The sequence below is a fragment of the Mesorhizobium sp. M0923 genome (genome assembly GCF_040319365.1).
In the GTDB taxonomy this organism is placed as follows: Bacteria; Pseudomonadota; Alphaproteobacteria; order Rhizobiales; family Rhizobiaceae; genus Mesorhizobium.
Map to the genome: position 1 here is coordinate 257,476 of NZ_JAMYNW010000005.1, position 24,858 is coordinate 282,333.

Annotated in this window: 14 protein-coding genes; 11 read left to right on the plus strand and 3 right to left on the minus strand. The window is 62.9% G+C overall.

The features are described from left to right. Positions 1-14: 14 nt before the first annotated feature. The 6 genes from NKH89_RS11300 to NKH89_RS11325 all read left to right on the plus strand — a co-directional run bounded on the left by NKH89_RS11300 (position 15) and on the right by NKH89_RS11325 (position 14,822). Positions 15-1,943: an autotransporter assembly complex protein TamA gene (locus tag NKH89_RS11300; protein WP_352908873.1), complete on the plus strand. Its 1,929-nt coding sequence runs from the start codon at positions 15-17 to the stop codon at positions 1,941-1,943. Then, entirely contained in the window at positions 1,943-7,993 is a 6,051-nt protein-coding gene (locus NKH89_RS11305) for a translocation/assembly module TamB domain-containing protein (RefSeq protein WP_352908874.1), read from the plus strand. Before NKH89_RS11300 ends, NKH89_RS11305 begins: the two co-directional genes overlap by 1 nt. 260 nt (positions 7,994-8,253) lie before the next feature. Then, the gene (locus tag NKH89_RS11310; protein ID WP_023720874.1) at positions 8,254-9,906 is read left to right on the plus strand and encodes an ABC transporter substrate-binding protein; all 1,653 of its coding nucleotides are present in this window, start codon (positions 8,254-8,256) and stop codon (positions 9,904-9,906) included. 221 nt (positions 9,907-10,127) lie between these two features. After that, on the plus strand, positions 10,128-11,162 hold the full coding sequence (locus NKH89_RS11315; protein WP_023720873.1) for an ABC transporter permease: 1,035 nt from the start codon (positions 10,128-10,130) through the stop codon (positions 11,160-11,162). A gap of 12 nt (positions 11,163-11,174) precedes the next feature. After that, positions 11,175-12,332, plus strand: a complete 1,158-nt coding sequence (locus tag NKH89_RS11320; RefSeq protein WP_352482929.1) for an ABC transporter permease — start codon at positions 11,175-11,177, stop codon at positions 12,330-12,332. 78 nt (positions 12,333-12,410) lie between these two features. Next, positions 12,411-14,822, plus strand: a complete 2,412-nt coding sequence (locus NKH89_RS11325; protein WP_352788493.1) for a dipeptide ABC transporter ATP-binding protein — start codon at positions 12,411-12,413, stop codon at positions 14,820-14,822. Between the two features lie 15 nt (positions 14,823-14,837). Here the strand turns inward: NKH89_RS11325 and NKH89_RS11330 are convergent, their stop codons facing one another. Continuing rightward, entirely contained in the window at positions 14,838-15,428 is a 591-nt protein-coding gene (locus NKH89_RS11330) for a transglycosylase SLT domain-containing protein (protein WP_352495143.1), read from the minus strand. 218 nt (positions 15,429-15,646) lie between these two features. Here NKH89_RS11330 and NKH89_RS11335 point away from each other — a divergent pair, with 218 nt between their 5' ends. Both NKH89_RS11335 and NKH89_RS11340 read left to right on the plus strand, forming a co-directional pair. After that, positions 15,647-17,185, plus strand: coding sequence for a trimethylamine methyltransferase family protein (locus NKH89_RS11335; RefSeq protein ID WP_352495144.1), 1,539 nt, complete (start codon positions 15,647-15,649; stop codon positions 17,183-17,185). A gap of 79 nt (positions 17,186-17,264) precedes the next feature. Further along, positions 17,265-19,706, plus strand: a complete 2,442-nt coding sequence (locus NKH89_RS11340) for a GcvT family protein (RefSeq protein WP_352908876.1) — start codon at positions 17,265-17,267, stop codon at positions 19,704-19,706. Between the two features lie 4 nt (positions 19,707-19,710). Here NKH89_RS11340 and NKH89_RS11345 read toward each other — a convergent pair whose 3' ends face one another. After that, positions 19,711-20,103: a DoxX family protein gene (locus NKH89_RS11345; protein ID WP_352908878.1), complete on the minus strand. Its 393-nt coding sequence runs from the start codon at positions 20,101-20,103 to the stop codon at positions 19,711-19,713. Positions 20,104-20,284: 181 nt separating this feature from the next. On the opposite strand from NKH89_RS11345, the gene NKH89_RS11350 reads away from it, so the two are divergent. Next, positions 20,285-20,791, plus strand: a complete 507-nt coding sequence (locus NKH89_RS11350; protein WP_031194518.1) for a hypothetical protein — start codon at positions 20,285-20,287, stop codon at positions 20,789-20,791. Between the two features lie 117 nt (positions 20,792-20,908). Here NKH89_RS11350 and NKH89_RS11355 read toward each other — a convergent pair whose 3' ends face one another. Further along, positions 20,909-21,685 (minus strand): VOC family protein, encoded by a 777-nt coding sequence (locus NKH89_RS11355; RefSeq protein WP_352495146.1) that lies wholly within the window; start codon positions 21,683-21,685, stop codon positions 20,909-20,911. Positions 21,686-22,096: 411 nt separating this feature from the next. Here NKH89_RS11355 and NKH89_RS11360 point away from each other — a divergent pair, with 411 nt between their 5' ends. After that, a complete protein-coding gene (locus tag NKH89_RS11360) occupies positions 22,097-23,461 on the plus strand; it encodes an NAD(P)-dependent oxidoreductase (protein WP_352589962.1) in 1,365 nt (454 codons plus the stop codon). A gap of 2 nt (positions 23,462-23,463) precedes the next feature. Further along, positions 23,464-24,777 (plus strand): NAD-dependent dihydropyrimidine dehydrogenase subunit PreA, encoded by a 1,314-nt coding sequence (gene preA / locus NKH89_RS11365; protein WP_352495148.1) that lies wholly within the window; start codon positions 23,464-23,466, stop codon positions 24,775-24,777. The last annotated feature ends 81 nt before the right edge of the window (positions 24,778-24,858 follow it).

The following is a 24,858-nucleotide window of genomic DNA, read 5'->3' on the forward strand; positions in this document are numbered from 1 at the left end:
AGGCTAGGAGCATAATGCCGGCGTATGAAAGGCAGATGTCGGGAGGAACCGCGCCACAGCGCGCGCTTTCGCGCGCCCTGCTTTTCGCTTTGTTGTGCTCGACGGCACTTGTTGCCGAAACCGGAAGTGCGGCAGCCTTCGAGATTTTCGGCATCAAGCTGTGGGGGTCGTCAAAGGACGAAGATGCCGACATCGTCGACCCACTGCGCTATGCCGTGACGATAGAAGCGCCCGACGCCGACGAGGATCTTGCCGAGAAGCTCGAAAACGCCTCGGCGCTGAAAGCCGACGAGGAACACCCGGTATCAGGTTCGCTGGGTCTTTTGGCCAAGGCGCGCAGCGACCGTGAGCAACTTGTCGCCGCGCTCTACGCGGACGCGCGCTACGAGGGTGTCGTCACCATCACTATTCAGGGCAAGCCGCTCGACGATCTGCCGCCCGATGCCGAGTTTTCCGGCCCGCAGCCGATTCCGGTGGTGATAAGCATAGCAGCCGGGCCGAAATTCACGCTTGGCAACATCAGGCTGAAAGGCGATGCAGCGGGGCTGGCAAGTGCCGACTTCGGTCTGATCGCCGGCGGTGACGCCAGTTCGGGCGCCGTGCTCAAGGCCGAGGCGGCGATCGTGCGGGCACTCAAGCAAGAAGGCAGGCCGCTGGCCAAGGTGACGGGCCGCGAGATCGTCGCCGAGCACGCCGGTTCGACGCTCGACGTGACGCTCACCGTCGCGGCCGGGCCGGTCGCCGGCTATGGCGACACCACTGTCGAGGGCACCGAAAAGGTCGATCGCGACTTCACCGAATATATGACCGGCCTGAAGCGCGGCCGCCAATATTCGCCCGATGAGATCGACGATGCGCGCGACCGGCTGCTCGGGCTCGAGGTCTTCAACAGCGTGACGGTGAAGGAAGCCGACGCGCTCGACGCCGACGGCAACATCCCGATCGGTGTCCAGGTAAGCGAACGCAAGCCGCGCTATTTCGGCATTGGCGGCAGTTTCTCAAACACCGAAGGGCTGGGCCTCGAAGGCTATTGGGGGCACCGCAATCTGTTTGGCCGCGCCGAAAAGCTGCGCATCGACGGCAAGATCAGCGGCATCGGCAGCAACGACTTGACCCAGCTCAATTATAATGCCGGCGTCATGTTCGAAAAGCCGGGCGTGGTCGGGCCGGCGTCGAAATTCATTGCCAGCGTCAATACCGTGCTGGAGCACCCCGACGCCTACGACCATTTCTCGGTCAAGGGCAGCACCGGCCTGTCCTACGAACTCGACAAGAAGCAGACGGTTTCCGCGCAAGTCGCGCTCGACTATTCCAGGATCCACGACGCTTTCGGCAAGCACACCTATCTGATCGCCAGCATTCCGCTGCAATATGTCTACGATAATCGCGACAGCAAGCTCAATCCGACCAGGGGCTTCAGGGTGCTGGCCTATGCCGAGCCGAGCTACGACATTTTGAGCGGGGCTGCGTTCGTCAAGCTGAAGGGCGAGGGGTCGGCCTACCAGTCGCTCGATTCGGCCTCGAAATTCGTTTTCGCCGAACGTGTCGCCATCGGCTCGATCATCGGCGCCGGTCTTCAGGATGTTCCGGCCGACCGCCGCTTCTACTCCGGCGGCGGCGGCTCGGTGCGCGGTTATGCCTATCAGGGCATCGGCCCGAAGGACAGCAACGGAGAGCCGATCGGCGGGCTTTCCTTCTTCGAGACCTCGGTCGAGATGCGCATCGCTGTCACCGACAAGATCGGCGTCGTGCCGTTCGTCGATGCCGGCACGGTGTCCACCAGGCAGGTCCCCGATTTTTCGGACATGAAGGTCGGCGCGGGTGTAGGCTTGCGCTATCTGACGGCGTTCGGGCCGCTGCGCATCGACGCGGCAGTGCCGCTCAACCGCGGCCCCGACGATCCTCATTTCGGCATTTATGCCGGCATCGGCCAGGCATTCTGATGGCAATATTCAGGCGCATCCTCCGTATCCTTTTCTACACGCTGCTCATCGTGGTGGCAGCGGCGGTGGGGGCACTCGTCGTGCTGACCAAAACCGAGCGCGGCCGCGAAAGCCTTGCCGGCATCATCTCGACCATGGCCTCGACCGGCGATCGCAAGGTCACTGTCGTCGGCATCGACGGTATCTGGTCGGGCGCGCTGAGGGTCGATCATCTCGTTCTGGAGGATCGCGAAGGCGCCTGGATGGTGGCGCGCAAGGTGGCTGTCGACTGGTCGCCGCTGGCACTCCTGTCGAAGAGCTTCAGCGCCGATCGTATTGGGGCCGAGCGTATCGAGTTGGCAAGGCTGCCGGTGGCCAGCACACAGCCGAGCCAAAGCGGAGCGACCACGCTGCCGGTTTCCATCGACGTCAAGCAGCTCGACCTTCCCGAAATCGCGCTCGGGCAGGCTCTGGCCGGCAGCGGTGTCGCCGAACTTGCAGCCAAGGGAGCGCTCAAGGCGGACGCCTCGCCATTGGCCATCGAGAGCAGCCTCAACATCGTTCGCCATGACGGCAAGCAAGGCACGGTCGACGCCAAAGCCCATTTCGCGCCGGCTGACAACAAGCTCGACTTAGACCTTAAGGCATCCGAGCCGGCCGGCGGCATCATCGCCAACCTGCTCAAGCTGCCGGGCACGCCGCCAGTCGACATTGTCGTTTCCGGCACAGGACCGCTCGCCAACTGGAATGGTATTGGGACCTTCGTTGTCGACGGCCGGATCGTCACTCAACTGACCGGTCGCCATCAGCTCACCGACAAGGGTCATTATGTCGAGGCCAACGGCGATGGCGAATTCGAGCGCTTCCTGCCCGAAACCCTGAAACCGCTGTTTGCCGGCAAGACCAGCTTCGACCTCGCCGGCACAGCGACCGCGGCCGGCGGCGTCGATGTCGAGCGCGCCAATATCGACAGCGGCGCCGTGCACGCGACCGCCGCCGGCATTGTCGATCCGAACGGCGTCAGCGATCTTTCTGTGAAACTCGCCGCGAAAGGACCGCCGATCGTGCTTAGCCTCGGCAGCGAGGCACAGCCGATAACCGTGGCGATCAAGGACGCCACGGCCCGCGCTTTCGGCGATGGCAAGGCGCCGATGGTGGATATCGGCGCGTCGCTGGTCTCCGTTGTGGCGGGCGGCACGCGGGTGGACGACCTGATCGGGCAAGTGCATTCTGATGGCTTCGACATCCAGAACCGTAGCGGGCCCGTCACCATCAAGCTGACGGCGGCCGGCCTGAACACCGACGTTGCGACATTGGCGCCGCTGATAACGGGAAGGGTCAGCGCCGGTCTCGCCGGCTCGGTCAGCAAGGAACAGGTCGTTGTCGACCAAGGCACGCTGCGCAGCGACGCGCTCAATGCGTCCGTGACGGCCACTGTGGCGCTGGCCGATCTGTCGATGACGCTCAAGATGAATGCCGACGCGGCTTCGGCGGCGCTGCCGCCGCAGATCAGCTCGGTTCTCGGCGAGCGTGTGCAGTTTTCCGCAACCGCGACACGCGACCCGGACGGTGCGTTCGCCGCCAACGCATTGCAGCTCACCTCCGGTACGCTTAGTGCCAGCGGCACCGCCAGTGCGCAAGGCACCGATATCCGGGCCGATATCAAGGGCACGCTCGGCGACGTGTCGGTACTGTCGCCGCTGGTCGGCGCGAAGGTCGGCGGCGCCGTCGGTTTCGCGCTGACGGCAAGCGGCGCGCGCAGCGCACCGGATTTCTCGGTTTCGGCCAACAGCGACAGCCTGACGGCGTCCGGCCATGCGGTGAAGCAGATCAAGTTGAGCGCGAGCGGCAAGGCCGACATTGCCAGCCCTGCCGCCGATGTCTCGCTGACCGGCTCGGTCGACGACCAGCCGCTCGACCTCAAGGCATCGCTGGTCACCACCGACGGCAAGCGCTCCATCAATGGACTTGCCGTCTCACTGGCCGACAACAAGGTCTCCGGCGACCTCGGGCTCGACGACAACCTGCTGCCGCTCGGCACGTTGAACCTCGATGCCGCGGATATTGCTCCGCTGGCCAGACTTGCCGGCCAAACGGTAGCCGGCGACGTGCGTGGCACGATCCGTTTCGCGAATGACAATGGTGCGCCGACGGTCGCGATCGATGCGACGAGCGCCGCGATTTCGCGCGGCGAACTGGCGGCGAAGACAATCGCCGTCAACGCTCTGGTCGCCAATTATCTCAAAGCCCCGGCGATCTCCGGCAAGATCAAGGCCGACACGATCACCTCCGGAACCACGGTGATCAGCGGCATCGACGTCGACCTGAAGCGCGATGGCGACTGGACCGGCTTTAGCGGCGGCGCCACGGTCGCCGGCATTCCGGCCAGCGCGGCCGGGCGGGTCAGGGTTGCGAACGGCATCACCAGCATCGAGCTTGCCTCCGGCGAGGCGACCATCCGCGGCATCAAGGCAGCGGTCGCGCAGCCATCGGCGCTGACAATCGCCAATGGCATGGTGAGCATAGAGAAACTGGCGCTCGGTGTCGGCGGTGGTTCGGTTGCCGTGTCGGGTACGGCTGGCCAGACGCTCGATCTCGCTGCCACCTTGTCGGCGGTGCCGGCAGCACTTGCCAATGATTTTTCACCGGGCCTCGATGCCGCGGGCACGCTCAGCGGCACCGCGCAAGTCACGGGATCGTCGGCTGCCCCAGACATTCGCTTCAACGCCCGGCTCAGCGGCGGCGAAACCAGCCAGACCCGGCGGGCCGGGCTCGGGCCGCTCAATCTCGATGCGGCTGGCCGTTTCTCGTCGGCCAGCGGCGTCGCCATCGAGCATGCGACGCTTGCCGGCGAGAAAATCTCCGGCAAGGCAGCCGGCACCATCAATCCGAACGGTGCCAGCGATTTCTCGCTCGACCTCGCATCCACCGGCCCGAGCCTGCCGCTTTCGCTCGGCAGCAAGGAGAGCCCGATCAAGCTCGAGCTGCAGACGCTGTCGCTAAAGGCGGCCGGGCAGGGCACCCAGCCGAAGCTCGACATCTCCGCGACGCTGCCATCGGCCGCCACCAATCTAGCTAAGATCGAGGGCATCACGCTTGCGCTGCACTCCGACCGCTTCGACGTGAAAGCCCGGAGCGGGCCGATCTCCGGCTCGGTGACCGCCGAAAAAATCGGCCTCGACAATCCGACCGTCGCGCCGCTGATCGCCGGCAAGGTCACTGCCAAAGTCGCCGGCAGCCTTGCCGCCGACGCTGTCATCATCGATAGCGGCACCGTGACCAGCGACGCGTTGAACAGCGGCTTCAACGGGCGGGTCTCGCTGGCCGACGGCGCCATCGATCTAAATCTCAAGGCGGATGCCGCGTCGGCGGCGCTGCCGGTAGCGGCGCGTGGCATGCTCGCCGAGCGGACGCAACTCAGTGCCGCGCTGAAGCGGGACGCCAACGGCAATGTCACCGCCAACGCGATCAGGCTGTCATCAGGCGCGCTGACCGCAGACGGGCAGGCGAGCCTTGCCGATAACAAGCTGAGCGCCGACGTCAAAGGCGCGCTGGGCGACGTCTCGCTGCTATCCAAGGATGCCAAAGGCGCTATTTCTTTCGCGCTGAATGCGCAAGGCGCCAGCACCGCGCCGGATCTGTCGCTGACTGTCAACAGCGATAGGCTTTCGGTGGCGGCGCGTGAGATCACCGGACTGAAGCTCACCGCCACCGGCAAGGCTGATGCCGCCAACCCGGCGGCGAATGTACAACTCACCGGAAATGTCGCGGGCCAGTCGCTGCAGGGTAGTGCCGTGCTGGCGACATCGGACGGCAAACGCGCCATCAACGGGCTTTTGCTGTCGCTGGGCAAGAACCGTATTTCCGGCGACCTGGCGCTCGACGATGCCTTCGTGCCGGTCGGTACGGTAGCACTGGACCTGCCCGATATCGGTCCGCTTGCTGCCCTGGCACTGGAAAAGGCCGATGGCGATGTGCGCGGCACGATCGCCTTCTCCAAGGCTGGCGCCGTGCCGCAGGTCGCCATCAAGGCGACGACGGGCTCGATCTCGCGCGGCGATGTCTCGGCCAAGGCCGTGACCATCGATGCGCTGATCGCCAACTACCTGGCGGCACCGGTGATCTCCGGAAAAATCCGTGCCGACAGCGTCACTTCCGGCGGCACGGTTATCCGTGGTGTCGACGTCGATCTCAAGCGCGACGGCGAATGGACCGGTTTCTCCGGTGGCGCCACCGTGAAGGATATTCCGCTGAAGGCCGGCGGCCGGGTCAGGGCGGTCAAGGGCACGACGACGGTCGAACTTGCCTCCGGCGAGGCGACCATTCGCGGCATCAAGGCGGCTATCGCCCAGGCCTCGACCATCAACATCGCCAATGGAGTGACCAGCCTCGACAGGCTGGTGCTCAACCTCGGCGGCGGAACGGCGACGGTCACGGGCAAGGCTGGGCAGGCGCTCGACCTCAACGCGACGCTGGCCCGCGTCCCGATCTCGATAGCCAACAGTTTTTCGCCTGGCCTCGATGCCGCCGGCTCCGTCTCGGGCACGGTGAAGGTGACGGGCGCGCCGGCCAATCCGGCCGTCGCCTTCAAGATCGACGCCACAGGCGTTCAGACGTCGCAGACCCGCGGTGCAGGTTTCGGCGGCATGGGCGTTTCGTCTTCAGGTACGTATTCGGGCAACAGACTGACCTTCGACGCCAACATGAGCGATGCCGCCGGCCTTGGCCTCAAGGGCGGCGGCACGATGACGACGTCAGGCGCGCCCACCCTTGATCTCAACTTTTCCGGCAAGGTGCCGTTCGCCTTCCTCACCAGGACACTCGCCGCGCAAGGCCTGTCCTTGAGCGGCACGGCCGACGTCGATGTGCAGGTGCGCGGCCCGGCGACGTCGCCGGTGATCTCAGGCACGGTCCGTACGTCAGGCGCCCGCCTGGTCGACGCGCGCTCGGGGCTTGCGATCAACGACATCACCGCCGATGTCGCTATCGGTGGTGGCGTGGCCAGGATCAACCGCCTGACCGGCACGCTGTCGACGCGTGGCAGCCTTTCGGCCAGCGGCACCGTCGGCATCGATCCGGCTAAGGGTTTCCCAGCCGACCTGTCGGTCAAACTGGTCGACGGCCGTTATACCGACGGCAAGGTGGTCACTGCTAACCTCGGCGGCGACCTGACCATCAAGGGACCGCTCACCTCCGGGCCGGTGATTTCCGGTACCGTCAACCTGGCCAAGACCGTCATCACCGTACCCGAAAAGCTGCCCGGCTCGCTGGCCGAGCTCAACGTCAAGCACAAGAATGCGCCGGCAGCCGTGCGTGCGCAGGACAAGGCGTTGCGCCCGGCCGCTGCAAGCAGCGGTGGCGGCGGCAGTGGCCTCAACCTCGACGTCACGATCAATGCGCCGAGCCAGATCTTCATCCAGGGCAGGGGCGTCGACGCCGAGCTCGGCGGTTCGCTGCGGCTGACCGGTCCGGCATCGTCACCCCAGGCGGTCGGCACCTTCACCTTGCGGCGCGGGCGGCTGACGATCCTTGCCAAGCGGCTGACCTTCACCGAAGGCACGGTCGGCTTCTCGGGCTCTCTGGTGCCCTACCTCAACCTTACGGCGCAATCCAAGACAACCAGCGCCACCGTGACCATCGTGGTGTCGGGCGAGGCGACCAACCCGAAATTCACCTTCTCCTCGGTACCCGCGCTGCCGGAGGACGAGGTGCTGGCGCAGCTGATCTTCGGCCGTTCGATGTCGAACCTGTCGCCGCTGCAGATCGCGCAGCTTGCCGAGGCTGCCGGACAACTGGCCGGCGTCGGCGGCTCGACCTCCCTGCTGCAGAACCTGCGCAGCGCGATCGGCGTCGACGATCTCGACGTAATCACCGACGAAGAGGGCGGCACCGCCGTCTCGGCGGGCAAGTATCTCAACGACCGCACTTACGTGACGATCCAGAAGGGCGATAGGCCCGGCTCGGGCAAGGCAACCGTCGATCTCGACGTCGGGCGCGGCGTCAAGCTGCGTGGTGAGGCAACCGACGCCGGCGAAGCCAAAGGCGGTGTTTTCTATGAACGGGAATATTGAAACGGCTGTTCGCGCAGAACAGTTGGTTGCCCGAAGAACGAGCGGCGCAGCAGCAAATGTCCCGGTTTAATTGTCCGTGGAGATTTCGCGCGAAATCCCTGGCGCAGTAGCAAATTTGCGCCAAGACTGTCGTTATCGCGCGAACCGCCCTGCTTTCAAAGTTGCACATTCCTTGGCATGTTCCCAATCCGTGCCGTCTTTGACATCATGGCGCGAATGCGGAATGTTAAAAGGCAGAAAGCCAACAATGGGAGTTAGTCATGACGATCTACAAGAGTAACGGCGACCGCGTTCCCGATCACATCCTGGCCATGGCCGAAGACGCCAAGGCAGGCAAGATGGATCGTCGCGAATTTCTGGCTCTCGCCAGCGTCTTCGGTGCGTCGACGGCGATGGCATATGGCATGCTTGGCCTTGCAGACCCCACGCCGGCCAAGGCGGAAGAGGTCCAGGGCAAGAAAGGCGGCGTATTGAAGGTCGCGCAGTGGATCAAGGATCCGAAGGATCCGCGCAAGTCCGACTGGTCGGAAATCGCCAATGCCGAGCGTCAGGCGCTCGAGCCGCTGGTCAAATATACCACCGAATACACATTCCGCCCCTATCTGCTGGAGAGCTGGGACGTGAATGACGACGCTACCGAATACACGCTGCATGTGCGCAAAGGCGTCACCTGGAACAACGGCGATCCGTTCACCGCAGACGACGTCATCTTCAACCTCAAGCGTTGGGCCGACAAGAAGGCCGAAGGCAATTCTATGCCCGGTCGCCTCGGTTCGCTGGTCAAGGACGACAAGCTGGATGAGAGCGCGGTGACCAAGGTCGACGACCACACGATCAAGCTGACGCTCAGCAAGCCCGATATCGCCCTCATTCCCAACGTGTGCGACTATCCCGGCCTCATCGTCCACAAGACGTTCGACGAAAAAGGCGGCGACTTCAAGTCCTGCCCGATCGGCACTGGGCCGTTCGAGCTGGTCTCTTACGATGTCGGCCAGAAAGTGGTCTACAAGCGTCGTGAAGACAACAAGTGGTGGGATGGCGAGGTCTTCCTCGACGGCATCGAGTTCATCGACTACGGCACCGATCCGGCGGCGATGGTCAGCGCTTTCGAAGCTGGCGAAGTGCACACCAATTTCGAAACCTCGGCCGACTATGTGTCGATCCTCGACGGCATGGACCTGGCGAAGTCCGAGGTCGTCACCGCTTCGACGATCGTCTGCCGCACCAATGTGACCAACAAGCCTTACGGCGACCAGAAGGTTCGCAACGCCCTGCAGCTCGCGGTCGACAACGCTGTCGTCCTCCAGCTCGGCTACGGCAATGCCGGCACGGTTGCCGAGAACCACCATGTCGCCCCGATCCATCCGGAATACTACGAATTGCCGAAGGTTGCTCGCGACCCGGCCAAGGCAAAGGCGCTGATGGCGGAAGCCGGCCAAGCCGATTTCGAGCACGAGCTGATCACGGTCGACGAAGACTGGCACAAGAACACCGGCGATGCGATCGCCGCGCAGATGCGCGACGCCGGCATCAAGGTAAAGCGTACGGTGCTGCCGGGTTCGACCTTCTGGAACGACTGGACGAAGTATCCGCTGTCGATGACCAACTGGAACATGCGGCCGCTCGGCGTCCAGGTTCTGGCGATCGGCTATCGTACAGGTGAAGCCTGGAACGAGACGGCTTGGTCGAATCCCGAGTGGGATGCCAAGCTCAACGCTGCGCTGGCAGTTGCCGACGCCGCCAAGCGCAAGGAAATGATGAAGGATATCGAGCAGATCCTGCAGGATTCCGGCATTATCATCCAGCCTTATTGGCGCAAGCTCTACAGCCATTCGGTCAAGGCGGTGCAGAACTACAAGATGCACCCGACCTTCGAGCGCGACTACGGTAAGGTCTGGCTCGACCAGGCCTGACCGGACGATCCGGAAAGGGGCGTCTGGCCCCTTTCTCTCGCTCGTTGCATGGTCCTTGGACCGGAAGTCGGCGCAGCAAAAAGTTGCGGACTCTTCGGCCGGGGTCTGCAATAAAAAGGGTATTGCATCTGGGACTGGTCTGAAGGCTTGTTCTGCCGCTGGCGGCAGGGCACGGCTTGCAAACCGGTTCCACCCCCCAACCCGACCGGCAGGGGACCGCCATGCTTTCTTTCGTTATCAGGCGTCTCGGCACCATGGCATTGACGATGCTGTGCCTGACGATGATCGTCTTCTTCCTGGTCAATCTCGGGCCCAATCTGAAGAAGCTCGCGATCAGCCAAACCGAAATGCACACATCGGCCGAGCAGCTCGAGGCTTGGCTGGTCAATCATGGCTATCGGCAGAATTTCTTTGTCCGCTACGGACAATGGCTGGGCGTCGTGCCCAAGCAGCCGGTGACCGACCCGGCGACAGGCAAGCCAGCGCAGCGTTTCTCCTTCTGCAACGATCCGGTCGTGCCGACATTTTCCGGCATCCTGCAAGGCGATTTCGGCTGCTCGACCAAATTCAAGACGACGGTCGCCTCGAAACTCTTTCCGGCGCTCAGCGCCACCGGCATCCTGATGCTCTGCGTGCTTGCGGTTATGGTGCCGGTCTCGCTCCTGATCGGCATTCTTGCCGGCATGCGCGAGGGCTCACGCACCGACCGCACATTGTCGGTGGCGTCGATCGCCTCGACGGCGACGCCCGAATATGTTTCGGGCGTCATCTTCACCGTCATCTTCGCCTCCTGGCTCGGCGTGCTGAACGGCTCGGCGGCCTCGGCCAGCCAGGGCATCACCTTCTACAATTTCACCTTGCCGGTGATGACGCTGGCGATCTACGGCATCGGCTACATCGCCCGCATGACCCGCGCCTCGATGGTCGAGGTGATGACGCAGCAATATATCCGAACCGCCCGGCTGAAGGGCCTCTCCTTCGGCAGCGTGGTGGTAAAGCACGCTCTGCGCAACGCGCTGATCGCACCGTTCACGGTCATCATGCTGCAGTTCCCCTGGCTGCTCACCGGCGTCGTCATCGTCGAGGTGATGTTCCGCTACCAGGGGTTCGGCTACACGCTGGTCGAGGCGGCCGGCAACAACGACATCGATCTTCTGCTCGGCTGCTCGCTGGTCTCGGTGTTTATCGTCCTGATCACACAGCTCATCTCCGATGTCGGCTACGCGTTCCTCAATCCGCGCATCAGAGTTCAATAGGAGACCGGGCGGATGCAGGTCGAATATCTCAGCGCCTTCAACGTCGTACTCGGCGTGCTTACCCGCTTCTGGCCGGTCTGGATCGCTCTCGCCCTGGTGATGGGGGCGAGCTTCGGCTACAAGAAGAAGCTTGGCCTTTACGGCCAGCTTTTCGACAGCGGCGTCGGCATCGTCGGCGTCGGCATCTGCCTGTTCTGGCTGTTCACGGCGATCTTCGCATCGACCGTCGCGCCCTTCGATCCGCTCGCCCAGGTGCCGATCATGAAGGACGCGCTGCCGGGCGCGATCGAGCCGGCGTCGAAGCTTGTATACTATTTCGGCGGCGACAAGCTCGCCCGCGACGTGTTCTCCCGCATGGTCTATGGCAGCCAGATCGTGCTGATCATCGCGCCGGCGGCAACCGGCTTTGCACTGATGGTCGGCATCACGCTCGGCCTGCCGGCTGGCTATTACGGCGGCAGGATCGATACGGTGCTCTCCTTCCTCGCCAATTTGGTGCTGGCCTTCCCGGTGATCCTGCTGTTCTACCTCCTGGTGACGCCAGGCATCATGGACACGCCGATCCCCTACGCGATGGCCGGGCTGTTCTTCCTGTTCCCGATCATCTTCTTCAGCGTGCTGTTCTGGACGCGCTACAAGAACCGGCCCGACCGCCTCTATATCCTGCTTGGCCTGACGTTGGTCGTTGGCGGCTGGATCTATGCCGGCCTTGTCTTCGACGCCGATCCGTTCAAGATCATCCACATCGATCCCAACCAGCTCAACATCTTCGTGGCAGTGGTGTTCGCCTCCAGCCCGGGCGTGTTCCGCATCGTGCGCGGCCTGGTCATGGATATCAAAACGCGCGACTATGTTGCGGCGGCGCAGACGCGCGGTGAATCGCCCTGGTACATCATGCTGTGGGAGATATTGCCCAATGCGCGCGGGCCGCTGATCGTCGACGCCTGCCTGCGCATCGGCTACACTACGATCCTGCTCGGCACGCTCGGCTATTTCGGGCTGGGGCTGGCGCCGGAAAGCCCGGACTGGGGCACGGCGATCAAGGATGCCAGCCGGCTGCTGCGCTCTTTCATCCACCCGGCGCTGCCGCCGACGATCGCATTGATGTCGTTCGTGCTCGGCCTCAACCTCCTGGCGGATTCGTTGCGCGAACAGTCGATGAAGGATTGATGCCGGGAAAGATTGAACCGGAAAGATCGATGCCGGGTTCGGCCCGACATGCCTGCAGAACAAGGATTGGAGCGACCCATGAATGAGGCAGTTCGAAATCCCGCCAAGCCGACCAATGGGCCGATCATCGAGATCGAGAACCTGTCGATCTCCTTCTTCACCCGCAAGGGAGAGATCCCGGCCGTCATGGATTTTTCCTGCACGGTCATGCCCGGCGAGGCGATGGGCATCGTCGGCGAATCCGGCTGCGGCAAGTCGACCGTGTCGCTCGGCATCATGCGCGACCTCTCGAACATCGGAAAGATCGTCGGCGGAAAGATCAAGTTCCAAGGCAAGGACATGGGAGAACTGTCCGACGAGGAACTGCGCGCCATCCGCGGCAACAAGATCGCCATGATCTACCAGGAGCCGATGGCCAGTCTCAATCCGGCGATGAAGGTCGGCCAGCAGCTGATGGAAGTGCCACTGATCCACGACAAGATATCGAAGGATGAAGCCTATAAACGCGCGTTGGAAATGGTGCGCGCGGTGAAGCTGCCGGATCCCGAGCGCATGATGCGTTCCTACCCACACCAGCTTTCCGGCGGCCAGCAGCAGCGCATCGTCATTGCCATGGCGCTGCTGTCGAAGCCTGCGCTGCTTCTGCTCGACGAGCCGACGACAGCGCTCGACGTGACGGTTGAGGCCGGTATCGTCGATCTGGTCAAGGGGCTGGGCGAGAAGTTCGGGACCTCGATGATCTTCGTGTCGCACAATCTCGGCCTGATCCTGGAGACCTGCGACCGCATCACGGTGATGTATTCGGGCGAAGCGGTGGAGACGGGCAAGATCAAGGACGTCTTCGACCGGATGCGCCATCCCTACACGCAAGGCCTGTTCCGCTCGATCCCGTTGCCGGGCGCCGACAAGAATTCGCGGCCTCTGATATCCATTCCGGGGCAGTTGCCGCTGCCGCACGAGCGGCCGAAGGGCTGCAATTTCGGCCCGCGCTGCCACCATTTCGTCGAGGGCGTCTGCAACGCCGCCGAAATTCCGATGATCGCGGTCGAAGGCCATGACGGGCATTTCTCGCGCTGCGTACGCTTCAACGAGATCGACTGGGAGGCGCTGCCGCCTGGCGCCAAGAAAGTCAACGAGCGCGTGGTGCCCGGTGCGCCGGTGCTCCAGATCGAAGACCTCAGGAAGTACTACAAAGTCGGCGGCAGCGAAGTGTTCGGCTCGAGCGAAGGACGTGTCGTCAAGGCCAACGAGACGATCTCTTTCATGGCGCGCGAATCCGAGACCGTCGCTATCGTTGGCGAATCCGGCTGCGGAAAATCGACCCTGGCCAAGGTGTTGCTCGGCCTCGAAACGGCAAGCTCCGGCCGCGTGAAGCTGGGCAACAAGGAAATCCAGTCGACCGGGATCGAGAAGCGCAGCGTCGACACCGTGTCGTCGATCCAGATGGTGTTCCAAAATCCGTTCGACACACTCAATCCCAGCCATTCGGTCGGTTCGCAGATCATCCGTACGCTGGAAAAGTTCAATGTCGGCGACACGGTGGCCGACCGCCGCAAGCGGATGCTGGAACTGCTCGATCTGGTGAAGCTGCCAAGGGCATTCGAGACGCGCAAGCCGCGCCAGCTTTCAGGTGGCCAGAAACAGCGCATCGGCGTGGCGCGGGCCTTTGCCGGCGACGCCAAGGTGGTGGTGGCCGACGAGCCGGTCTCGGCGCTGGATGTGTCCGTCCAGGCGGCGGTGACCGAACTCTTGATGGACATCCAGCGCAAGAACAAGACCACGATGCTGTTCATCAGCCACGATCTGTCGGTGGTGCGCTACATCGCCGACCGCGTCGTCGTCATGTATCTCGGCTATATCGTCGAGCAAGGCACGACCGACCAGATATTTTCGCCGCCCTATCACCCCTATACCGAGGCGCTGCTGTCGGCGATCCCGATTGCCGATACCAGCGTGGTGAAAAGGCATATCGTGCTCGAAGGCGACATTCCGTCGGCGATGAACCCGCCCTCGGGCTGCCCGTTCCAGACGCGCTGCGGCTACAAGAAACTTGTGCCGGACAATCTTTGCGAAACTACGGTGCCGCCGGTCAAAAATCTCGGCGACGGTCATATGAGCCTGTGCTGGCTGGCCGACGACGTGCTGGCAAAAATGGAGCCGGTGATTAAATTCGACAAGGAACACGCGGCGAATGAGGGCGTGCCGGATGATGCAAACCACGGTGTTGGCCCGGGCTTTGCTGGAGATCCGCCCAAGCGCCCGCATGGCAAGACTGGCAGCGTTGAAGCCGATGCCGAGGGTCAGGCAGCGGAGAATGCCGAAGCGGTCGCCAAAGCCCGCCGTCACGAGGTTCGCGACGAGGTTTCAGAGACCGGCGGCATCTCAAGCTCTGCCGATAGCGCGGTGGCACCAATCACGCCGCCGACAGTCGGCGACGGCCGCCAAGCTGAGAACGCCACGCGCAAGCCGCGCAAACCCAAGGGCGGCTGAAATACCGTTGATATGCTAGGGCGCGCATTGCCGTAGCTGCGCGGCGTAGTCCTGCGCCATCTGTTCGGTGGCGTGCGCATAGCGCTGCACGTCGGCGCCGCCGCGATTGCCGCGCTTATAGGCATTCCAGCCAAGATAGTAGGCGAGATACAGATTGTAGGTGTCGTTGCGGGCGACGCCGAGCGTGTCGGCGGTCTTGGAATGATACCAGCCGACAAAATCGACGGCATCGGCAAACCTGGTGCGGCGCGCCGCCCAACTGCCGGTCTCGTTCTGGTATTGCGCCCAGGTGCCGTCGAGCGCCTGCGAGAAGCCGGTGGCACTGGAGATATGTTTCCAGGGAATGAAGCCCAGCAGCTTGGTGCGCGGCGGCCTGGCGTTGCTCTTGAAGCCGGATTCCTTGCGCACCGTCGCCATCAGCACGGGGACCGGCACCCCATATTTCTGCTCGGCGCGCTGTGCCGCCGCCTGCCAGTTGTCGAACCAGCCATCGTTCTGGTCGAAAACGGCGCAGACATCGTTGATGTGGTTCGGCGGCGTCGCGCATGCCGAAAGCGTCAGCGGCACGGCAATCGCTACAATTTTACTAAAACTCGACCTACGCATTGGAAGAGCATTAGGCCGAAAACATAAAAGGAATCTTGCGGCGTTCCTTAACGGCTCGTCGGCCGCTTTGGCAGGCGCTGAGGAAGTATGAAGATTCCGACGTTTGTTGTCGCTTTTACCGATATGCAATTCCCGGAATGGCGCCTTGGCTAAAATCACGCCCGCAGGTGGCGGATTCTTGACAGCTCGATCCTCGTGCCGGCGCTTTGATGCGCCGCATGAGCGAACCAAGACGCAAGCGCGGCGCCGAGCGAACGAGCAACAGGGGACCGACCGCCATCCCGCAACTGCCGCTCAGGCGGGTGACAAACCCTTATCCGCCGATGGCGATGCTCTCGGCCGACCAGATCGAGGCGATCCATGAAGCCTCTATGCATATCCTGGAGAATTTCGGCATCGAGGTGATGAGCCCGCGGGCGCTGTCGCTGTTCGAGAAGGCCGGGGCCAAGGTCGATCATGCCTCGATGAACGTCCGCATCGATCGCGGCATGATCGAGGAAGCGCTGAAGACGACACAGTCCAGCTACACTCTGACGCCGCGCAATCCCGCCCATGCCGTCCACCTCGGCGGCAATACCATCAACTTCACGCTCGTCGCCGGGCCGCCCAATGTGCACGACATGGAGCGCGGCCGCCGTGCCGGCAATTTGCGCGATTATTCCGATCTCGTCCGCCTGGCGCAGCATTTCAACTGCATCCACATGCTCGGCAACCAGGTCTGCGCGCCGGTGGAATTGCCGGCGAATTCCCGTCATCTCGACACCTATTTCGCCAATCTGACGCTGACGGACAAAAGCTTTCACGTCTCGGCCATCGGCCGTGGCAGGGCGCTCGACGGCATCAAGATGATGGCAATCGCGCGCGGACTGACGCTTGACGAGATGCGCGACGATCCCGGGGTCACCACGATCATTTCGGTCAACTCGCCGCGCCGCTTCGACGAGATGATGGCCGAGGGGCTGATGACGATGGCCGAGTTCGGCCAGTCGGTGGCGGTGACGCCGTTCACGCTGATGGGAGCGATGAGCCCGGTGACGCTTGCCGGCGCGCTCGCCCAGCAGAATGCCGAGGCGCTGTTTGGCGTTGTGCTGACGCAGCTCGTCCGTCGCGGCGCGCCGGTGATGTATGGCGCCTTCACCTCCAATGTCGATATGAAATCGGGCGCGCCGGCCTTCGGCACGCCTGAAAATACCAAGGCGAACATCGCGTCCGGACAGTTGGCGCGGCGTTACAAGCTGCCTTATCGCACGACACCGGGCTCAGCCTCCAATGCCGCCGACGCGCAAGGCGCCTATGAGACGCTGATGGCGCTGTGGGGCGCGGTGCTAGGCCACGGCAACCTCGTCTATCACGCCGCCGGCTGGCAGGAGGGCGGACTGACTGCATCGTTCGAAAAGTTCATCATCGACGTCGAGATGATCCAGCACATGATGGAGTTTTTGCGCCCGATCGAAGTCAACGAGGCCGAGCTTGCCGTCGAGGCTCTGGGTGCGGTTCCGACCGGCGGCCACTTCTTCGGCGAGCCACACACGCTGGAGCGCTACGCCACGGCCTTCTACCAGCCGATACTGTCCAACTGGCAGAACTACGAGGCCTGGCAGGAGGCCGGTGGGCTCGACGCCACGTCGCGTGCGACCAGGCTGTGGAAGAAGGCGCTGGAGGACTACGCCGAGCCGGTGATGGAAATCTCCAGGCGCGAGGCGCTGGAGGCGTACCTAGCCAAGCGCAAGGAAGCGATCGGGCAGAGCGAGCCTTAAGCACCACTCTTCTCGGATTCATCTTCTTCTCTTCCAGAATCATGAAACCCATCCAACTCTTTGAAATGACGAGAATCCCATGAAATCACATGCAAAGGTCGTGGTTATTGGCGGTGGCGTCGTCGGGTGCTCCGTGCTGTTCCATCTGGCCCGGCACGGCTGGACCGACATCGTGCTCCTGGAGCGCGATGAATTGACCTCCGGCTCGACCTGGCACGCGGCCGGCGGCATGCACACGATCAACGGCGATCCCAATGTCGCCAAGCTGCAGAAATACACGATCTCGCTCTACAAGGAGATTGAGGAACTGTCCGGCCAGGCGACCGGCGTGCATCTGACCGGCGGTGTGCTGCTGGCGGCGACCGAGGCGCGGCTCGACTGGCTGCGCGGCGTTGTCGCCAAGGGCCGCTATCTCGGCATCGAGCTCGAGGAGATATCGCCGGCCGAAGCCGCCGAACTGATGCCTCTGCTCGATCCCAAGCAGTTCGTCGGTGCCGTCCGCAACAAGGAGGATGGCCATCTCGATCCATCCGGCGTTACCCACGCCTACGCCAAGGCCGCGAGGAAGCTTGGGGCCGAGGTTGAGCGCTTCACCAAGGTCGAGGACATCGTGCGGCGCGCCGACGGGCTGTGGCGCGTCATTACCAACAAGGGCGAGGTGGTGGCCGAGCATGTCGTCAACGCCGGCGGCCTGTGGGCGCGCGAGGTCGGCCGCATGGTCGGGCTGGAGCTGCCGGTGCTGGCGATGGAGCACATGTACCTGATCACCGAGGACATGCCGGAAGTCGCCGCCTGGAACCAGAAGACCGGCACGGAAATCATCCATGCAGTCGACTTTGATGGCGAGCTCTATCTGCGTCAGGAGCGCGGCGGCATGCTGATGGGTACTTACGAAAAGGCCAACAAGCCATGGTCCGAGTTCCAGACGCCGTGGAACTTCGGCCACGAGTTGCTCGAGCCCGACATCGACCGCATCGCGCCATCGCTGGAGGTCGGCTTCCGGCATTTCCCGGCCTTCCAGAACACCGGTATCAAGCAGATCATCAACGGGCCCTTCACCTTCGCGCCGGACGGCAATCCGCTGGTCGGGCCGGTGCGCGGCCTGCCGGGGTTCTGGGCGGCCTGTGGTGTCATGGCCGGGTTCTCACAGGGGGGCGGCGTCGGGCTGGCGCTGTCGAACTGGATGATCGAGGGCGATCCCGGCGCCGACATCTGGGCGATGGATGTGTCGCGCTACGGTGACTGGGCCACGATGGCCTATACCAACGCCAAGGTGCGCGAAAACTATTCGCGGCGGTTTTCGATCCGCTTCCCCAACGAGGAACTGCCCGCTGGACGGCCGCTCAAGACCACACCGGTCTATGATCTCCTGTCGGCCAAAGGCGCGCAATGGGGCGTCGCCTATGGGCTGGAAGTGCCGCTATGGTATGCGCCGGAAGGCGTGAGGGACGAGTTCTCGTGGCGGCGCTCGAGCGATTTCGAGCATGTCGCAAATGAGGTCAAGACCGTTCGAGAAGGCGTTGGCCTGTCGGAGATTTCGAGCTTCGCCAAATACAAGGTGACGGGCGAGGGCGCTGCAGCCTGGCTCGACCGCCTGCTTGCCTGCAAGCTGCCAAGGCCCGGCCGCATGACGCTGGCGCCGATGCTGAAGGAAGACGGCAGGCTGATTGGCGATTTCACGCTAGCCAATCTCAGCAGCCCAAATTCGGAAAGGGACGGCTGGTTCCTGGCCGGCTCCGGCGTCGCCGAGCAGTACCATATGCGCTGGTTCGAAGCGCATCTGCCGAAGGACGGCTCGGTCAGTATCGAAGCGCTGGGAGCAAAACTCACCGGCTTATCGATCGCCGGGCCGAGCACGCGGAACCTTCTTGAAAAGGTCACACCATCTGATGTGTCGAATACGGCCTTTCCGTTCATGGCCATCAGCAAGATGGACATCGGCATGGCGCCGTGTCTGGTCGGGCGTGTCAGCTACACCGGCGATCTCGGCTACGAGATCTGGGTGGCGCCGGAATATCAGCGCGCCGCCTATCAGGCGCTGATGGCGGCGGGCGAAGAATTCGGCATCGGCCTGTTCGGCTCGCGAGCGCTCAACGCATTGCGGCTGGAAAAGAATTACGGCTCATGGGCGCGCGAATACCGGCCGATCTATGGGCCGCTGGAGGCCGGCCTCGATCGCTTCGTCGCCTATGCCAAGGAGGCCGATTTCATCGGCAAGCAGGCGGCGCTGGCAGAGCGCAAGCAAGGCGGCAGACTGCGGCTGCGGGCCTTTGTCGTCGATGCTGTCGATGCCGACGTCATCGGCGACGAACCAATCTGGCATGGCGGCGCCGTGCGCGGCTGGGTCACGTCGGGCGGCTATGCGCATCATTCGAAAAAATCCGTCGCTATCGGCTATGTGCCGAAAGAGATTGCCGACGAAGTCGACGGTTTTGAGATCGAGCTTCTGGGCAAACGCCATGTTGCGCGCATGCAGCCGGTCCCACTGTTCGACGCGAACTTCGAGCGGATGCGTGGGTGAGGTTTCAGGCGCTGCGGCGGTTATCCAGCGCCCATGCGCCGGCGCCGGCGAATACCAGATCGAGGAAGATGAAGCAGAACGATATTGCCGCATCGCCACCATTGTTGACCGGGAAGAAGTCGCGCGGCATGTGCGCCATGAAATAGGCGATCGCCATCTCACCGCTGAGAAGGAATGCCACCGGCCTAGTGAAAAGCCCCAATACCAGCAGGATGCCACCGGCGACTTCCAGGATGGCCGCGGTCAGCGATAGCCCGCTCAGGGCGCCGGCATGGTCGCCGACGGGGAAATTGAACAGCTTTTGCGTACCATGTTCGATGAATTGCAGTGCCGTCACGAAGCGCAATGCGGCCAGAGCCTGCAGCTGATATCTGACAAGACCGTCGAAAAGCTTCATCTAAGACTCCATTTTACCCCCGAACCGGCCATAGATCATCGCCCGACAGGGGACCATTCACTTCGCATGGCCCGCCAGCCACAATCAGTGATTGGAAATGTTCCTCGTTCTTTTAATATTTTTCTCTCCAGGGTTGTATTTTAAATGCTATAGTTGTAGTGATATCCAGACACTCCAAACCATGTGGGTTCCGTTTGCCATGAGAAAAGTCGTCGTCAGCCTATTCGCCATCCTTGCAGGCACCAGCGTCGCCACGGCCGACGATGCCGGCTGTGCTGCCTTCAAATGGCCGGTGACGCGCGAGGAGGCCCTGTTTGCGGCGGCGCCCGCCGCGCAGTCCGGCGCTGACCTTTCGGTCGGCGAGGCTGCAGATGTGGCGTTGGCGCCGGTCGGCACGATCAGCTTCACCGTTCCGCCGGAACGCGCGCCGGCAGCCGGTACATTCGGCGCGATGGCGAGCGTGGCCGTGCCCCCGGAGGGAGAGCTCCAGATCAGCCTGTCTGATGAGGCTTGGATCGATGTCGTTCAGGACGGTAAAGCCGTGAAGTCGGCGGCTTTCAGTGGTATAAAAACCTGTCCGGGGATCCGCAAGAGCGTGCGCTTCAAGCTAGCCGCCGGCCCGGCGACCATCCAGCTCAGCGGCGCCAAGAAGCCCGATCTCAAAGTTTCCGTGCTGACGCCGGAATAGTTCTCAAAGAGCGTAAGGTTGGAGGGACAGCGCCCCTCTCTGTCCTGCCGGACATCTCCCCCACGAGGGGGGAGATCGGTTTTTGCTGCCGGTTTCGCCAATCGCGACGCGACGTTGCTACCGCACCGGTGCCATTAGCGCGAAATGGGCGCCTTGCGGGTCTGTGCACTGCACGATCCAGCTGCCGCCGGGGACCTCCATCGGACCCATCAGGATCTTGCCGCCATTGTCGGTGACGCGCTTGGCTGCCGCGTCGATGCCGGGCACGTTGAAATAGAACTGCCAGACCGGCATCGGGATCTGCTCGGGCTTGTTCATTATGCCGCCAACGGGCTCGCCGCCGAAGGCGAAAAGCTGGTAGACGCCCATCGGACCCATATCCATGGCGTCGCCCTTCTCCCAGCCGAACTGACTGGAATAGAAATCGGACGCCGCCTTCCAGTCTGATGTGTAGAGCTCATGCCAGCCGATGTTGCCGGGTGTCGCCAATGGTAGCGGCGGCTGGTCGGGACCGCTGGGCTGCAGGAAGTTGAACATCGCGCCTTGCGGATCGGCAACGACGGCGAAGCGGCCAACGCCCGGAATGTCGTCTGGCTCGCGGTGAACCGCGCCACCAGCCTTCTTGAGGGAGGCCGTTGTGGCATCGACATCCCTGGTGAGGATATAACCGATCCAGGCCGGCGGCATTCCCATCTTGCGCGCGTCATCGGGCAGCGTCATCAGCCCGCCGACGCCGCGCTCGCCGACATTCATGACGATATAGCGCGGCATGCCCGGCGCCCCGTCGAAAGGCTGCCCCCGCCAGCCTACCACGGCGGTGTAGAACGCCTCGGCGGCGTCGAGATCGGTGGTCATCAGCTCGTACCAGAAGAAGGGCGTGGGGGACTGTGGCATTGTCGTGCTCCTTGCGGTTTTTCGATCATGCGCGATCCATTCTAGGACGATCTTCACGACGAAAATCCGACAGCCAACCAAAAAAGATGACGGCAAACCGGAAATGTTACCGGGTTGCGCGCCCTGTGGTTTTCGACTTTGCTTGCAGTCAACGAGGGGTTGTTGATCCATGCGCCGGATGTCGCTCACTTCCGAACTTGTCGCGCTGTGCGACGAGATCAGGTTGCTCCATGGCAACGCTCCTGAATGCGGTTCCGTACCTGCTTCGTGACGTATATGGCCGTTTGGAAAAACATGATTATTACAATCATGTTTGTTGAAGCTTTTCAGTCGCTTGGCCGAAAATTGACCAATTGATAAAAAAATAAAACGTGCTAGCCTTCCCCAAAACAAGAACATGGGGAACTGACGATGGCAGAAGGCCAGTTCAAGCAAGGCATTGCCGGCGGGCGGCTTTCGCCGGAACAATATGCCGACAATTTTGCCGACCTGCATCCGCCGCTCGATCATCACGAGGCGCTGGTCGAATCCGACCGCTGCTATTTCTGCTATGACGCGCCGTGCATGAATGCATGCCCGACCTCGATCGACATCCCGCTGTTCATCCGCCAGATTTCGACGGGCAATCCGATCGGCTCGGCCAAGACGATTTTCGAACAGAACATTTTGGGCGGCATGTGCGCCCGCGTCTGCCCGACCGAAACGCTGTGCGAAGAGGTCTGCGTGCGCGAAGTGGCCGAAGGCAAGCCGGTGCAGATTGGTCGCCTGCAGCGCTACGCCACCGATGTCGCCATGGCCGAAAACAAGCAGTTCTACAAGCGCCCCGAACCGACCGGCAAGACCGTCGCCGTGGTCGGCGCCGGTCCGGCCGGGCTAGCGGCCGCGCATCGGCTCGCCCGCTACGGCCACGACGTGACCATCCTGGAAGCCCGCCCGAAGGCCGGCGGCCTTAATGAATACGGTATCGCGGCCTATAAGAGCGTCGACAATTTCGCCCAAGCCGAGGTGGACTATGTCACGTCGATCGGCGGCATCGACATCCAGAACGGCAAGGCGCTCGGCCGTGATTACCAGCTGTCGGACCTGACCCGGAATTACGACGCGGTGTTCCTCGGCATGGGGCTTGCCGGCGTCAATGCCTTGCGAGCGGATGGCGAGGAGGCGCAAGGCGTCACCAATGCTGTCGAGTTCATTGCCGAGCTCCGTCAGGCCAGTGATCTGGCCAGCCTGCCGGTCGGCCGGCGTGTTGTCGTCATCGGCGGCGGCATGACGGCGATCGACGCGGCGGTGCAATCGAAGCTGCTCGGGGCCGAAGAGGTGACGATCTGCTATCGGCGCGGCCCGGAGCACATGAACGCCTCCGAATTCGAGCAGGACCTGGCCGCTGCCAACGGCGTCATCATCCGGCACTGGCTGCAGCCGAAGCGGGTCATTGCCGATGGCGGCAAGGTGTCGGCGATCGAGCTCGAATACACCGCGATGGACGGCGACCGGCTCGTCGGCACCGGCGAGCGGCTGACACTGACCGCCGACCAGGTGTTCAAGGCGATCGGCCAGAGTTTTGTCCCGGCTGCGCTCAACGGCAGCGGGGCTTTGCTTGACCTGGAAGCCGGCCGCATCAAGGTCGACGCCGAAGGCCGCACCTCGCTGCCAAACGTCTGGGCCGGCGGCGACTGCATCTTTGGCGGCGACGACCTGACCGTCTCGGCCGTCGCGCAAGGCCGCGACGCGGCGGAAAGCATTCATCGGGCACTTGCCTCGAACGGGAGGGCATGAGCATGGCAGACATCCGCAATAATTTCGTCGGCATCAAATCGCCGAACCCGTTCTGGCTGGCCTCGGCGCCGCCGACCGACAAGGCCTACAACGTCATCCGCGCCTTCAAGGCGGGCTGGGGCGGCGTTGTCTGGAAGACGCTCGGCGAAGAGGGTCCGCCGGTGGTCAACGTTAATGGCCCGCGCTACGGCGCGATCTGGGGCGCCGATCGTCGCCTGCTTGGCCTGAACAATATCGAGCTGATCACCGATCGTGACCTGCAGGTCAATTTGCGCGAGATCAAGCAGGTCAAGATGGATTGGCCCGACCGGGCGATCGTCGTCTCGCTGATGGTGCCGTGCGAGGAGCATGCCTGGAAGGCTATCCTGCCGGTGGTCGAGGAGACCGGCGCTGATGGTATCGAGCTCAATTTCGGCTGCCCGCACGGCATGTCGGAACGCGGCATGGGTGCGGCGGTCGGCCAGGTGCCGGAATACATCGAAATGGTGGTGCGCTGGTGCAAGGCCAACACCCGCATGCCGGTCATCACCAAGCTGACGCCCAACATCACCGACATACGCAAGCCGGCACGCGCTGCCCTTGCCGGCGGCACCGACGCGGTGTCGCTGATCAACACCATCAATTCGATCACCGGCGTCAATCTCGACAATTTCGCACCGGAGCCGACGATCGACGGTAAGGGTTCGCATGGCGGCTATTGCGGTCCGGCGGTGAAGCCGATCGCGATGAACATGGTGGCCGAGATCGCGCGCGACCCGGAAACGCATGGCCTGCCGATCTCCGGTATCGGCGGCATCACCACCTGGCGCGACGCCGCCGAGTTCATGGCGCTCGGCGCCGGCAATGTGCAGGTGTGCACGGCGGCAATGACCTATGGCTTCAAGATCGTGCAGGAGATGATCGCCGGCCTGGAAAACTGGATGGACGAGAAGGGCCATGCCTCGCTCGACGACATCGTCGGCCGCGCCACGCCCAACGTCACCGACTGGCAGTATCTCAACCTCAACTATATCGCCAAGGCGCATATCGACCAGGACGCCTGTATCAAATGCGGCCGCTGCCACATCGCCTGCGAGGACACCTCGCACCAGGCGATCACCAGCATGGTGGACGGCGTCAGGCATTTCGAGGTGATCGAGGCCGAATGCGTCGGCTGCAATCTCTGCGTCAATGTCTGCCCGGTCGAGAACTGCATCACCATGGAGCCGCTGGCGGTCGGCGTGATGGACCAGCGCACCGGCAAGCCGGTGTCACCGATCTACGCCAACTGGACGACGCATCCGAACAACCCGATGGCCAAGGTGGCGGCGGAATAGCATTGCGAAAAAAAAGCGGCGTTCACGGGCGCCGCTTTTTTAATTTCCCTATTGCGGACAAAGATTATCCACGATAATCTA

Bases quoted from the DNA above. Each gene is read 5' to 3' on its own strand.
- NKH89_RS11300 (WP_352908873.1), top strand. From the start codon at position 15: ATGCCGGCGTATGAAAGGCAGATGTCGGGAGGAACCGCGCCACAGCGC.
- NKH89_RS11305 (WP_352908874.1), top strand. From the start codon at position 1,943: ATGGCAATATTCAGGCGCATCCTCCGTATCCTTTTCTACACGCTGCTC.
- NKH89_RS11310 (WP_023720874.1), top strand. From the start codon at position 8,254: ATGACGATCTACAAGAGTAACGGCGACCGCGTTCCCGATCACATCCTG.
- NKH89_RS11315 (WP_023720873.1), top strand. From the start codon at position 10,128: ATGCTTTCTTTCGTTATCAGGCGTCTCGGCACCATGGCATTGACGATG.
- NKH89_RS11320 (WP_352482929.1), top strand. From the start codon at position 11,175: ATGCAGGTCGAATATCTCAGCGCCTTCAACGTCGTACTCGGCGTGCTT.
- NKH89_RS11325 (WP_352788493.1), top strand. From the start codon at position 12,411: ATGAATGAGGCAGTTCGAAATCCCGCCAAGCCGACCAATGGGCCGATC.
- NKH89_RS11330 (WP_352495143.1), bottom strand. From the start codon at position 15,428: ATGCGTAGGTCGAGTTTTAGTAAAATTGTAGCGATTGCCGTGCCGCTG.
- NKH89_RS11335 (WP_352495144.1), top strand. From the start codon at position 15,647: ATGAGCGAACCAAGACGCAAGCGCGGCGCCGAGCGAACGAGCAACAGG.
- NKH89_RS11340 (WP_352908876.1), top strand. From the start codon at position 17,265: ATGAAATCACATGCAAAGGTCGTGGTTATTGGCGGTGGCGTCGTCGGG.
- NKH89_RS11345 (WP_352908878.1), bottom strand. From the start codon at position 20,103: ATGAAGCTTTTCGACGGTCTTGTCAGATATCAGCTGCAGGCTCTGGCC.
- NKH89_RS11350 (WP_031194518.1), top strand. From the start codon at position 20,285: ATGTGGGTTCCGTTTGCCATGAGAAAAGTCGTCGTCAGCCTATTCGCC.
- NKH89_RS11355 (WP_352495146.1), bottom strand. From the start codon at position 21,685: ATGCCACAGTCCCCCACGCCCTTCTTCTGGTACGAGCTGATGACCACC.
- NKH89_RS11360 (WP_352589962.1), top strand. From the start codon at position 22,097: ATGGCAGAAGGCCAGTTCAAGCAAGGCATTGCCGGCGGGCGGCTTTCG.
- preA (WP_352495148.1), top strand. From the start codon at position 23,464: ATGGCAGACATCCGCAATAATTTCGTCGGCATCAAATCGCCGAACCCG.